The sequence below is a fragment of the Sphingomonas elodea ATCC 31461 genome (assembly GCF_000226955.1).
Classification (GTDB): Bacteria; Pseudomonadota; Alphaproteobacteria; order Sphingomonadales; family Sphingomonadaceae; genus Sphingomonas; species Sphingomonas elodea.
Map to the genome: position 1 here is coordinate 76189 of NZ_AGFU01000006.1, position 13128 is coordinate 89316.

Here is a 13128-nt window from a genome sequence, read left to right on the forward strand (position 1 = left end):
GAGGAGTTGATGGAATGACCGATTGGAAGACCCGGATCTCGCCGCGCCACCGCCTGACTGCCGCCGCCGTCGCGCTGCTCGTGGCTGGGGCGACGGGCGGCGCCGGCGCGGTGCAGCTCACCCGGCCGCCGGTGGAGATGGCGCCCGCGACGCTGACCGCGACCGCGAAGCTGTCGCAGACCAGCGGCATCGTGACGGTGAAGGGCCGCGTCGCCGAGACCTATGGCGATCGCTTCGTGCTGCAGGATGGGTCGGGCCGCGCGCTGGTCGATGTCGGACCCGCGGGGGACCGCGTGACCAGCGGCAGCACGGTGACGGTGCAGGGCCGCTATGCCGACGGGCAATTGCACGCCTCGTTCCTGGTCGACGGGCAGGGCAATGTGCAGGCTGTCGGCAGGCCGCCGCACGGGCCGCACGATCGTCGCGGAGGCCCGCCGTTCCCGCCGGGCGGCCCGGGCACTCCGCCGCCGCCGGGTGCCGGCGCACCGCCGCCTCCGCCGCCCGGTGCGGTTCCGCCGCCGCCCGAGGGGAGCGTGGCATCGCCCCCCGTGGCATCTGCGGCACCGGTCGCCGGGGCGGCCGTGCCGCCCCCACCCGCGCCCGCGCCCAGCGCGGCGCCGCGCCGCTAGGGCATGTCCCGGCCCTCGCACCGTCCGGTGCGGGGGCCGTTACACCAGCTGGTCGCCCTCCACGATCAGCGCCACGCCGATCGCGTTGCGGCGCGCCTCGGGCAGGGTGACCTGCACGCCCTCCGGGCCGGTGCGGAAGGCGAGGGGCGCGCTGTGCCCGGGCAGCGTCACGCGGCGGACGGTGCAGCCCTTGGCGAGCGCGGGCAGCGTCGCCACCCCGTTGTCGGGCCAGCCGAGCACCAGCGCGTGCACCGCCATGCCCTTGCGGACGTAGCGCACGTCCTGCGCGGTATAGGGCGAGTCCTTGGTGCCTTCGTTGAAGTCGCCGCTCTTCGGCCGCGTGGGGCCTTCGCCGAACAGTCGCCAGGGCCGGGTGCCGTAGATCGCGTCGCCATACTGCCCCATCCAGGCGGCGATCCCTTCCACGACCTTTTCTTCCTTCTCGTCGATCGTGCCGTCGCCGCGGATCGGCACCGACAGCATCAGGTTGCCGTTCTTCGACACCACGTCGCATAGCGTGTGGAGCACCTTGGCGGGCGTCTTGTAGCCGTCGCGCTCGTAGAGTGCGCGGTCATAATGCCAGTTGCCGATGCAGGTGTCGGTCTGGAACGGATAGGGCTGGATGTCGTCGTGCACGCCGCGCTCGACATCGTCGACGATGCCGGCGCGCCGTTCGGCCGGCGTGCCCTTGGCCGTCACCACCGCCTCGTTGCGCCCGCCATGCCAGCGCATCGACTGGTTGTAGAAATGGGCGGTGATGTCGAGGCCCGCCTGCCCCAACGGCAGGGTGAAATTGTCGAAATAGACCATGTCGGGTCGATACTGGTCGATCAGGTCCTGGCAGCGCGCATACCAGTTCTTGGTGAACCAGGGGTTCGCCGCCGGCGCCGCCTCGTCCCACACCCGGTCGTGCTTCTCGTGCCAGGCATTGGCATCCTTGATCGTGGTGAAGCCGTCCGGCAGCTTCATGGTCGCGCCGGTATAGAGCTGCTGCGGGTCCAGCCCGTCCCACCATTTGCCGCGACCACCCGCCTTGTTCAGCCAGGCCGCGTCGTAGCGCTTGCCCGCCATCGGGCCTTCGGGATCATAGCCATAGGCCGACTGGTACCAGTGCCAGGCATGTGCCGAATGGTTCGACACGCCGAATCGCATGCCTTTCGACCGCGCCAGCTTCGCCCAGCGCCCGACAATGTCCTGCCGGGGGCCGATCCGCGTCGCGTTCCAGGCGTGATGGCGCGAGGCGTAGCAGTCGAAATTGTCGTGATGGTTGGCCAGCGCCATGAAGTATTTGGCGCCTGCGCGGTGATAGAGATCGATCAGCCGCTCGGGGTTCCAGTTCGCCGCCGTCCAGCGCGGGTACATCTCCATGAATCCGGTCTGCGACGGGTGGCCATAGGTGGCGAGGTGATGCTTGTAGGCGCGCGAGCCCTGCAGGTACATTTCGCGCGCATACCAGTCCCCCGCCTCGGGCACGCACTGCGCCGACCAGTGCGCCCAGATGCCGAACTTGGCATCGCGGAACCAGTCGGGGGCTTGATAGCCCTGCACCAGCGACTGCCAGCTGCCCGTGAACGGCCCTGCCGCGCCGGCCTGCGCGGCGCGCGCCCTTGCGGCAAGCGAGGCGAGCCCCAGCCCGGTGGCAGACAGCATCGATCGACGATCCAGGCGCATCGTATCTCCTCCACGGTTCGCCGGTGCCCGGCCCGCTTTCGGCGAAGACGCTAGTCCCGCGTTTCAATTTCGCAAGTGCTTATAAGATTTCACGAGCGATATTGATTACACGAACGCGGGGGATGTGCCCAACGATCGACGTGGCGCAAGCGGCCGTGCTCGCCGTGCACCGGTGCGCGGGAATCAGGCCGGGAAGAGGACGTGCCGGGAAGGACAAGGCGGCATCACCGGAGGGCGGTGGTGACAAACCAACCGCAGCGCTGCCGGCCATGAGGCCAGCGCGCAGGGTTTTGATGCATTGGGGTTTTGTGTCCCCGCCCGATGGGGGAAGTGGTGCCCAGAAGAGGACTCGAACCTCCACGACCTTGCGATCGCCAGCACCTGAAGCTGGTGCGTCTACCAATTCCGCCATCTGGGCACGGGGTAGGCCGGCGCCTCTAGTGGAGGTTTGCGGGGGGTGTCAAACACTTTTTGCGAAAAATATTGGACTTCGCGTCGCGCTTGCCGTTTAGCCGTCCAGGCGGCATTGGGGCCGCGAGCTACGCGAGGCAATGAGGCGCAAGATGAAGGATCGGCTGGTAACCCTGATCGGCGGTGGTGGCTTTCTGGGCCGCTACGTGGCGCAGGAGCTGCTCGCCGCCGGCGCGCGCGTCCGCGTTGTCGAACGCAAGCCCCGCGACGCCTGGTTCCTGAAGACGCAGGGCGGCCTCGGCCAGACCCAGCTCGTCGTCGGTGACATCACCAGGCCGGAAACACTCGCCCGCGCGCTGCAGGGCAGCGATGCCGTGGTCAACTTCGTCGGCATCCTATCGGGCGATTTCGAGAAGGTGCATGTCGACGGCGCGCGCAACGTTGCCGAAGCCGCCAGCGCGGCCGGCGCCGGCGCGCTGGTGCACATCTCGGCGCTTGGCGCCGATGCCGCGTCGCCGTCCGCCTATGGCCGCAGCAAGGCGGCCGGCGAGCAGGCGGTGCTCGCCGCCTTCCCGGGTGCGACGATCCTGCGCCCCTCGATCGTGTTCGGCCGCGAAGACGCGTTCGTGAATCGCTTCGCGGGCATGATCGCGGGTGCGCCGCGCGGCATCGTGCCGGTGGTGCGCGGCGAAACCCGGTTCCAGCCGGTGTTCGTCGCCGATGTCGCCCAGGCGGTCACGGCCGCGCTCGCCGATCCGGCCGCGCATGGCGGCAAGACCTATGCGCTGGGCGGCCCCGACGTGCTGAGCATGACCGGCCTGCTGCGCTGGATCGCCGGTGCGATCGGCCGCAAGCCGTGCCTGATCGAGCTGCCCGATTCGGTGAGCGGCCTGATCGCCGCGCTGCCCGGCACGCCGATCACCCGCGACCAGTTCGCGATGCTCCAGGCCGACAATGTCGTGCCCGCGGGCGCCGAGGGGCTCACCGCGCTGGGCGTGACGCCGACGCCGATGGCGGCGGTGGCACCGAGCTGGCTCGTGCGTTTCCGCCAGGCCGGCCGCTTCAGCCGCTTCCGTACCGCCGCCTGATTTCTTCCCGACCGGGCGGCCTTGTCAGGGCCGCGCGGCGCGGATCTGCCACGCGAACCTGCAAGGAGCCTCCCCATGACCACGCTGCTGGTGGCGATTCTGCTCGGCATCGTCGAAGGCGTCACCGAGTTCCTGCCGGTCTCGTCGACCGGCCACCTGGTCCTCGCCAGCGAGCTGATGGGCTATGATTCGTCCCGCTGGGCGATGTTCAACGTCGTCATCCAGCTGGGCGCGATCCTGGCGGTGGTGGTCCTCTACTGGCGCACCTTCTGGGCGGTGCTCGAAGGGCTGATCAAGCTGAACCCGGTGTCGATCCGCTTCGTGCGCAACCTGCTGATCGCCTTCATTCCCGCCGCGGTCATCGGTCTGGCGCTCCACAAGCATATCGAGGCGCTGCTCGGCGCACCCAAGGTGGTCGCCTGGGCACTGATCGTCGGCGGCGTCGCGATCCTGGTGATCGAGCGTCTGGTCAAGTCGGCCACCATCCACGGCATCGCTGAGATTCCGGTGCTACGCGTGATCGGCATCGGCTTCGTCCAGTGCCTCGCGATGGTGCCGGGTGTCAGCCGTTCGGGTGCCACGATCATGGGCGCGCTGTCGTTGGGCGTCGAGCGGCGCACGGCGGCCGAGTTCAGCTTCTTCCTCGCCATCCCGACGATGCTCGGCGCCACCGCGCTGGAGCTGGTCAAGAACCGCGAGATGCTGACGACCAGCGGCGTGGGCTGGGGCGAGATCGGCGTCGGCTTCGTCGTGGCCTTCATCGTTGCGCTGGCGGTGATCAAGTGGTTCGTGGGCATTGTGAGCAAACATGGCTTCGCGCCCTTCGCCTGGTATCGAATCGTTGCCGGCGCGACCGCGCTGATTTGGCTTTCCATGCGTTAAGGCCGATACGGACCTATATGATTGCAGTTTTTAGGCGTAAACGCTCTTTTTTAGAGCTCTAAAGGTATATAGGTCAGTATTGCTGTCTTTATAGTCGTTTCGCTCTCCTGTACGGGGGCGGCATGGCTGACGATCCCATGCTCAAATTCGTCGGACGCCCCCAGGCGTATCCGGCCAAGCGCCCCGCCCAGCTGCGTGCGGAAGATTTTCGCGAGATTGCGGAACGCTATGCGGTGCCCGATGCGGAATCGCAGGCCGGTCGCTGCAGCCAGTGTGGCGTGCCCTATTGTTCGGTGCACTGCCCGCTCCACAATCATATCCCGGACTGGCTGCGCCTGACCGCCGAGGGGCGGCTCAAAGAGGCCTATCAGCTCTCCAACAGCACTTCGACCATGCCCGAGATCTGCGGCCGCATCTGCCCGCAGGACCGGCTGTGCGAGGGCAATTGCGTGATCGAATTCTCGGGCCACGGCTCGGTGACGATCGGCTCGGTCGAGAAGTTCATCACCGACACCGCCTGGGCCGAAGGCTGGGTGGAGCCGGTGCAGGTCGGGCGCGACCGCGGCCAGTCGGTCGGCATCATCGGTGCGGGGCCCGCGGGCCTTGCAGCCGCAGAGTATCTGCGCGGCTATGGCTATGCCGTGCACGTCTATGACCGCTACGACCGGTCGGGCGGGCTGCTCACCTATGGCATCCCCGGCTTCAAGCTGGAGAAGGACGTGGTGATGCGCCGTGTCGAGCGGCTCGAGCAGGCTGGCATCGTCTTCCACCGCAATTTCGAGGTCGGCCGCGACGCGACGCTGGGTGAACTCCGTGCACGCCATGATTCGATCCTGGTCGCCACCGGGGTCTACAAGCCACGCGGCATCAAGGCGCCGGGCGTCGGTGCCAAGGGCGTGGTCGACGCGCTCGACTATCTCACCGCTTCCAACCGCAAGAGCTTCGGCGACAGCGTGCCGGCGTTCGAAGACGGCAGCCTCAACGCGCTCGGCAAGCATGTCGTGGTCGTCGGCGGCGGCGACACCGCGATGGACTGCGTCCGCACCGCGATCCGCCAGGGCGCGGCATCGGTGAAGTGCCTCTACCGCCGCGACCGGGCGAACATGCCGGGCTCGCAGCGCGAAGTCGCCAATGCCGAGGAGGAAGGCGTGGAGTTCGTCTGGCTCTCCGCGCCCGAGGCGTTCGAAGGCCCCGAACAGGTGACCGGCGTGCGCGCCTCCAAGATGCGGCTGGGTGCGCCCGACGCCTCGGGCCGCCGCGCGCCGGAAGTCGATCCCGGCGGGGCGCTGCAGATGCCGGCGGATCTCGTCATCAAGGCGCTGGGCTTCGAGCCCGAGGACCTGCCCAAGCTGTTCGGCGCCGAGGAACTGGGCGTCACCCGCTGGGGCACGCTGCGCACCGACGGCAAGACGATGATGACCAGCATGGACGGCGTGTTCGCCGCCGGTGACATCGTCCGCGGCGCCAGCCTGGTCGTTTGGGCGATCCGTGACGGCCGCGACGTGGCCGCGCACATGCACGCCTGGATGAAGGCGCATGCCAAGGTGCCGGTCGCGGCACCGGCACGGGAAGCGAGCCTGGCATGAAGGCCTTCGCCGCCGCGCTGCTGTTCGCGCTGGGCACGCCCGGCCTCGCCGTCGCGCAGACCCGGCCCGAGACGCGTGCGCCCCAGGCGGGCGACGCCGCGCGGCTTGCCGGGCTGATCATCCCCGAGGCGCAGATGCCCGCGCTGATCGGCATCGGCTTCCGCCAGGGCTTCGGCGCCAGCCTGGCCGGCAATCCCGAGGTCAAGAAGACCTATGACGCAAATCCCGGCATGCAGGATTTCGTCGCCGAACGCGTCTCGCAATACCTCGCCCGGCTCGCCATCGCCGATCTGCCCAGCCTGCGCGAGCAACTGGCCGCGGTGGTGCGCGACGAGCTGGAGGCCGAGGAGATCGTCGACACGATCACCTTCTTCGAAAGCCCGACGGGCATGAAGATGCGCGCCCGGGCCACTGCCGCGCTGCAGGAAAAGGGGGCGACCAGCGCCGAGGAGGGGCAGAAGACCGCGGTTGCGGCAGCGGTGGCCGACCTGACCGAGGACGATTATCCTGCCCTCACCGCGTTCGGCGCCAGTTCGGCGGCCAAGAAGATGCAGCTGGTCAACACCCGGATCATGGAGGTTACCAAGGCCTGGGGCCGCCAGCTCGCCACCGGCAACGCGGCGTCGCTGGAAACCGAGCGGGTGGCTGCCGAGAAGGCGTTTCTCGCGAAGGGGAAGGCAAAGTGATGCGGACCGTTGGGTGGAGCGCCGCCTGCGCGCTGGCGGGAACGATGATCGCCGCCGCGCCCGCCGTCGCGCAGACCGCGACGACGCACGCCGTGGCCGTCGGGTCGTCGGCACCTGCCCCTGTCGAGGCGCAGGACCCCGCCCGTCTCGCGGTCGCGCGCGAGCTCGCCGACAAGCTGATCCCGCCGGGCATGTACCAGCGGATGATGGGCGAGAACCTCAACCACATGATGGAAACGGTGGTCGGCAGCGCCGCCGATCTGCCGATACGCGACTTTGCCCAGATCGGCGGGTTGTCCGAGGAGGAGGTGGCCCAGCTCGGCAAGACCACGCTGCGCGAGGTGATGGAGATCTATGATCCGCACTGGAAGGAACGCCAGCAGCGGACGCTGCGCGCGATGATGGGCGAGATGGGCAAGCTGATGTCCACGCTGGAGCCGAAGGTGCGCGTTGCGTTCGCCCGGGCCTATGCCCGCGCCTATACGCTGCCCGAGCTGCAGGAGCTCCAGCGCTTCTTCGCGACACCGGCAGGCGATCACTATGCCCGCAGCTCGATGGAGCTAATGATGGGGCCGGACATGGCGCAGGCCATGGCCGAAGCCATGCCGGAGATCATGAAGCAGATGCCGGCGGTGATCCAGGCGGCCCAGGCCGGCACCAAGGATCTGCCGCCGCCGCGCAAACCGGCCGACCTGACGCCGCAGGAGCGCGCGAAGATCGAGAAGTTGCTGGGAAGCAAGGCCGCCCAGCCCACCAAGAAGTAAGCACCGCGTCCCCCCGAGGATGCGCGAACGAAGATCGAGGAAGACCATGGACGACATCAAGCTGGCCGCCGAGCGCGAACGCCTCGCCCGCGAGGGCATGTACCGCCCCGAATATGAAGGCGATGCCTGCGGCGTGGGCATGGTTGCGGCGACCGACGGCCAGTCGTCGCGCCGCGTGGTCCAGTCGGCGATCGACGCCCTGAAGGCGGTGTGGCACCGCGGCGCCGTCGACGCGGACGGCAAGACCGGCGACGGTGCCGGTATCCATGTCGACCTGCCGCTGCGCTTCTTCGACGAGCAGATCGTCGGCAGCGGCCACCGCGTGCTGCCGAACCGCCTCGCCGTCGGCATGATCTTCCTGCCGCGCACCGATCTCGGGGCGCAGGAAACCTGCCGCACCATCGTCGAGAGCGAGATCATCGAGGCGGGCTACACCATCTATGGCTGGCGCCAGGTGCCGGTCGACGTGTCGGTGATCGGCATGAAGGCGCAGGCGACGCGCCCCGAGATCGAGCAGATCATGATCGCCGGGCCGATGCCCGAGGCGATGGACGCCGCCGAGTTCGAGCGCCAGCTCTACCTGATCCGCCGCCGCATCGAGAAGCGGGTGATCGCAGCCCAGGTCGGCGGCTTCTACATCTGTTCGCTGTCGTGCCGCTCGATCATCTACAAGGGCCTCTTCCTCGCCGAATCGCTGTCCGACTTCTATCCGGACCTCAAGGATTCGCGCTTCGAGAGCCGCGTGGCGATCTTCCACCAGCGCTATTCCACCAACACCTTCCCGCAATGGTGGCTGGCGCAGCCGTTCCGCTGCCTCGCGCATAACGGCGAGATCAACACGATCCGCGGCAACCAGAACTGGATGCGCAGCCACGAGATCAAGATGGCGAGCATCGCGTTCGGCGAGCAGAGCGAGGACATCAAGCCGGTGATCCCGGCGGGCGCGTCGGACACCGCCGCGCTCGACGCGGTGTTCGAGGCGATCTGCCGCTCGGGCCGCGACGCGCCCACCGCCAAGCTGATGCTGGTGCCGGAGGCCTGGCAGCAGGACGAGGATACGCCGGCCTCGCACGCCGCGATGTACCAGTATCTGGCCTCGGTGATGGAGCCGTGGGACGGCCCCGCCGCGCTTGCGATGACCGATGGCCGCTGGGCGGTTGCCGGCATGGACCGCAACGCGCTGCGCCCGCTGCGCTATACCCAGACCTCGGACGGGCTGCTGATCGTCGGCTCCGAAACCGGCATGGTGCCGGTGCCGGAGGCGAACGTCGTCGCCAAGGGCCGGCTGGGGCCGGGCGAGATGATCGCGGTGGACCTGGACGAGGGCAAGCTGCTCCACGACCGTGCGATCAAGGACCAGATCGCCGGCGAGGCCGACTACGCCTCCATGGTGCAGGGCTTCCTGTCGATCGACGACCTGCCCGCGGCACCCGCCGAGACCTATTATGAGCGCGCGGAACTGTCGCGCCGCCAGGTCGCGGCAGGGCAGACGCTGGAGGACATGGAGCTGATCCTCGCGCCGATGGTCGAGACCTCGAAGGAGGCGATCGGCTCGATGGGCGACGACACGCCGCTGGCGGTCATCTCCTCCAAGTCGCGGCTGATCAGCCAGTTCTTCCGCCAGAATTTCAGCCAGGTCACCAACCCGCCGATCGACCCGTTGCGCGAGCGCTATGTGATGTCGCTCAAGACGCGGTTCGGCAACCTCGCCAACATCCTCGATACCGAGGGCGCGGGGAGCCCGGTGCTGGTGCTGGAAAGCCCGGTGCTGACCAATGCCGACTGGCATCGCCTGCGCGCGCATTTCGGTGCCAATGCGGCCGAGATCGACTGCACCTTCCCGGCGGACGGAGATCCCGAATCGCTCAAGCTCGCGATCAAGCGCATCCGCCACGAGGCGGAGCAGGCGGTCCGCGCCGGCTGCACCGAGCTGTTCCTCACCGACGAGCATAGCGGGCCGGACAAGGCCGCGATCGCCGGCGTGCTGGCGGCGGCGGCGGTGCACACGCACCTCGTGCGGCGGGGCTTGCGCTCCTATGCCAGCGTCAACGTCCGCACCGCCGAGTGCCTCGACACCCATTATTACGCGGTGCTGATCGGCGTCGGCGCGACCACGGTGAACGCCTATCTGGCCGAAGCCGCGATCGCCGATCGCCACGCGCGCGGCCTGTTCGGCGAGATCAGCCTGGCCGATTGCCTCAAGCGCCACCGCAAGGCGATCGACGAGGGGCTGCTCAAGATCCTGTCGAAGATGGGCATCGCGGTGATCAGCTCCTATCGCGGCGGCTATAATTTCGAGGCGGTGGGCCTCAGCCGCGCGCTGGTGAACGACCTGTTCCCCGGCATGCCCGCCAAGATTTCGGGCGAGGGCTATGCCTCGCTCCACCTCTCGGCGATGATGCGGCATGAGGCCGCCTATGATGCGGGAGTCGCGACGCTGCCGGTCGGCGGATTCTATCGCCAGCGCGCGGGCGGCGAGGCGCATGCCTATTCGGCGCAGCTGATGCACCAGCTGCAGACGGCGGTGTCGAACGACAGCTATTCGAGCTACCTCGCCTTCTCGCGCGGGGTGCGGGACTTGCCGCCGGTGTACCTGCGCGATCTGCTCGAGTTCAACTTCCCGGAAACCGGCGTCGCGATCGACCAGGTCGAGGCGATCACCGAGATCCGCAAGCGGTTCGTGACCCCGGGCATGTCCTTGGGCGCGCTCAGCCCCGAGGCGCACGAGACGCTGGCCATCGCGATGAACCGGATCGGCGCGCGCGCCGTCTCGGGCGAGGGCGGCGAGGATTCGGCGCGCTACAAGCCCTATGAGAATGGCGACAACGCCAACTCCTCGATCAAGCAGGTCGCCTCGGGCCGGTTCGGCGTGACGGCGGAATATCTCAACGCCTGCGACGAGATCGAGATCAAGGTGGCCCAGGGCGCCAAGCCCGGCGAGGGCGGGCAGCTGCCCGGCTTCAAGGTGACCGAGTTCATCGCCAAGCTGCGCCATGCGACGCCGGGCGTGACGCTGATCTCGCCGCCGCCGCACCACGACATCTATTCGATCGAGGATCTGGCGCAGCTGATCTACGATCTGAAGCAGATCAATCCGCGCGCGCGAGTGTGCGTGAAGCTGGTCAGCTCGGCCGGCATCGGCACGGTCGCGGCGGGCGTGGCGAAGGCGCATGCGGATGTGATCCTGGTCGCCGGCCATAATGGCGGGACCGGTGCGTCGCCGTTCACCTCGATCAAATATGCCGGCACGCCTTGGGAAATGGGCCTGTCCGAGGTGAACCAGACGCTGACGCTCAACGGCCTGCGCGGCCGCATCAAGCTGCGCACCGATGGCGGGCTGAAGACCGGGCGCGACATCGTCATCGCCGCGATCCTCGGCGCCGAGGAGTTCGGCATCGGCACGCTCAGCCTGGTCGCGATGGGCTGCATCATGGTCCGCCAGTGCCATTCGAACACCTGCCCCGTGGGCGTGTGCACCCAGGACGAGAAGCTGCGCGCCAAGTTCGTCGGCACGCCGGAAAAGGTCATCAACCTGATGACCTTCATCGCCGAGGAAGTGCGCGAGATCCTCGCCAAGCTGGGCTTCCGCAGCCTGGACGAAGTGATCGGTCGCACCGAGCTGCTCCGCCAGGTCAGCCGCGGCGCCGAGCATCTCGACGATCTCGATCTCAACCCGATCCTCGCCAAGGTGGATGCGGATGATTCCGAGCGGCGCTTCAGCCTCAGCACCTTCCGCAACGCGGTGCCGGACAGCCTCGACGCGCAGATGATCAAGGATGCCGCCCCCGTGTTCGCGCGCGGGGAGAAGATGCAGCTCAGCTATTCGGTGCGCAACACGCACCGCGCGGTGGGCACGCGGCTCTCGGCCGAGGTGACCAACAAGTTCGGCATGTCGACGCTGGCGGACGGGCATGTCCATGTCCGGCTGCGCGGCTCGGCGGGCCAGTCGCTCGGCGCGTTCCTGTGCAAGGGCATCACGCTCGAAGTGTTCGGCGACGCCAACGATTATGTCGGCAAGGGCCTGTCGGGCGGCGTGATCGTGGTGCGGCCGATGGTCAGCTCGCCGATCGAATCCTGGAACAACACGATCATCGGCAACACCGTCCTCTACGGCGCGACCTCGGGCCGGCTGTTCGCCGCGGGCCAGGCGGGCGAGCGTTTCGCGGTGCGCAACTCGGGCGCCGATGTGGTGGTCGAGGGCTGCGGCGCGAACGGGTGCGAGTACATGACCGGCGGCACCGCCGTGGTGCTGGGACGCGTCGGCATGAACTTCGGCGCGGGCATGACCGGCGGCATGGCGTTCGTCTATGATGTCGACGGCAGCTTCGAACGCCACGCCAACCCGGAGAACATCACCTGGAACCGGCTGGCTTCCAGCCATTGGGAAGCCAAGCTCCGGTCGCTGGTCGAGGCGCATGCCGAGGCGACCGACAGCAAGTGGTCGAAGGGCCTGCTGGAGGACTGGGACCGCGAGGCGGGCAAGTTCTGGCAGGTGGTGCCGAAGGAAATGCTCACCCGTCTGCCCCAGCCGCTGAACGACACGGTCGAGGCGGTGGCAGCAGAATGATCGACAGGGGGTGGGGCCCGTCCCCACCTCCTGGACATTGGCGGGAGCTTGGAAACCTTCGCCCGTCGTGCCCCGAATGGGGCGCGCCCGGCATCCGCTGGATCCCCGGAAATGCGGCGAGCCGTATAACGAGTCTTCCCCGGCCCATTTCCGCTGCTTATGGCTTCTCCCATGTGGCAGCTCCTTCAATTTCCGCTCTGTCCCTTTTCGCGCAAGGTCCGGCTCCTGCTCGGCGAGAAGGGCATCGCCTATGAGCCGGTGCGCGAATCGCCCTGGCTGCGGCGCGACGAATTCCTCGACCTCAATCCCACCGGCCAGACGCCGGTGATGATCGACGGCGAGCGCCATGTGACGCTGATCGACTCGACCGTGATCTGCGAGTTCTTCGAGGAGACGGTGAGCAAGAATGCGCTGCTCAACGGTTCCGCCGTCGACCGCGCCGAGATCCGCCGGCTGGTGGTGTGGTTCGACAACAACTTCTACAGCGACATCACCGCGCCGCTGCTCCACGAGCGGATGATCAAGCGGATCGTCTATCGCCAGCCCCCCGACGCCAAGCTGCTGCGCGACGCGATGAAGGCCGCAGTCGGCCATCTGGATTATATCGATTATCTGCTCGACCACCGCACCTGGCTGGCGGGCGCGACGATGAGCCTTGCCGATATCACGGCGGCGGCGCAGATTTCGGTCGCCGATTATCTGGGCGGGATCGACTGGAAGAGCCACGAGCTCGCCAAGCGCTGGTATATCGGGATGAAGAGCCGCCCGAGCTTCCGCCAGCTGCTCGCCGAGCGGATGGAGGGAATCACGCCGCCGGCCGATTACGAGAAACTCGACCTCTGAC

General features: G+C 67.9%; 9 protein-coding genes and 1 tRNA gene. 8 read left to right on the forward strand and 2 right to left on the reverse strand.

From position 1 onward, the window contains the following. Positions 1-14: 14 nt before the first annotated feature. Complete coding sequence (locus tag KK7_RS0102805) at positions 15-629, forward strand: hypothetical protein (protein WP_010543128.1); 615 nt, start codon at positions 15-17, stop codon at positions 627-629. A gap of 39 nt (positions 630-668) precedes the next feature. Here the strand turns inward: KK7_RS0102805 and KK7_RS0102810 are convergent, their stop codons facing one another. After that, a complete protein-coding gene (locus KK7_RS0102810; RefSeq protein ID WP_010543129.1) occupies positions 669-2300 on the reverse strand; it encodes an alpha-L-fucosidase in 1632 nt (543 codons plus the stop codon). A gap of 331 nt (positions 2301-2631) precedes the next feature. After that, positions 2632-2718, reverse strand: a tRNA-Leu gene (locus tag KK7_RS0102815). 145 nt (positions 2719-2863) lie between these two features. Here KK7_RS0102815 and KK7_RS0102820 point away from each other — a divergent pair. The 7 genes from KK7_RS0102820 (at position 2864) to KK7_RS0102850 (ending at position 13127) form a co-directional block, all read left to right on the forward strand. Beyond that, positions 2864-3799 (forward strand): complex I NDUFA9 subunit family protein, encoded by a 936-nt coding sequence (locus KK7_RS0102820; protein WP_010543130.1) that lies wholly within the window; start codon positions 2864-2866, stop codon positions 3797-3799. Positions 3800-3874: 75 nt separating this feature from the next. Beyond that, the gene (locus KK7_RS0102825) at positions 3875-4681 is read left to right on the forward strand and encodes an undecaprenyl-diphosphate phosphatase (protein ID WP_010543131.1); all 807 of its coding nucleotides are present in this window, start codon (positions 3875-3877) and stop codon (positions 4679-4681) included. Between the two features lie 122 nt (positions 4682-4803). Further along, complete coding sequence (locus tag KK7_RS0102830; RefSeq protein WP_010543132.1) at positions 4804-6267, forward strand: NAD(P)-dependent oxidoreductase; 1464 nt, start codon at positions 4804-4806, stop codon at positions 6265-6267. After that, a complete protein-coding gene (locus KK7_RS0102835) occupies positions 6264-6953 on the forward strand; it encodes a DUF2059 domain-containing protein (RefSeq protein ID WP_010543133.1) in 690 nt (229 codons plus the stop codon). Before KK7_RS0102830 ends, KK7_RS0102835 begins: the two co-directional genes overlap by 4 nt. Further along, on the forward strand, positions 6953-7717 hold the full coding sequence (locus tag KK7_RS0102840) for a DUF2059 domain-containing protein (RefSeq protein ID WP_010543134.1): 765 nt from the start codon (positions 6953-6955) through the stop codon (positions 7715-7717). The genes KK7_RS0102835 and KK7_RS0102840 overlap by 1 nt, the downstream gene beginning before the upstream one ends. A gap of 46 nt (positions 7718-7763) precedes the next feature. Then, positions 7764-12284, forward strand: coding sequence for a glutamate synthase large subunit (gene gltB / locus KK7_RS0102845; RefSeq protein ID WP_010543135.1), 4521 nt, complete (start codon positions 7764-7766; stop codon positions 12282-12284). 171 nt (positions 12285-12455) lie between these two features. Next, the gene (locus KK7_RS0102850; RefSeq protein WP_010543136.1) at positions 12456-13127 is read left to right on the forward strand and encodes a glutathione S-transferase family protein; all 672 of its coding nucleotides are present in this window, start codon (positions 12456-12458) and stop codon (positions 13125-13127) included. Position 13128: the final 1 nt, after the last annotated feature.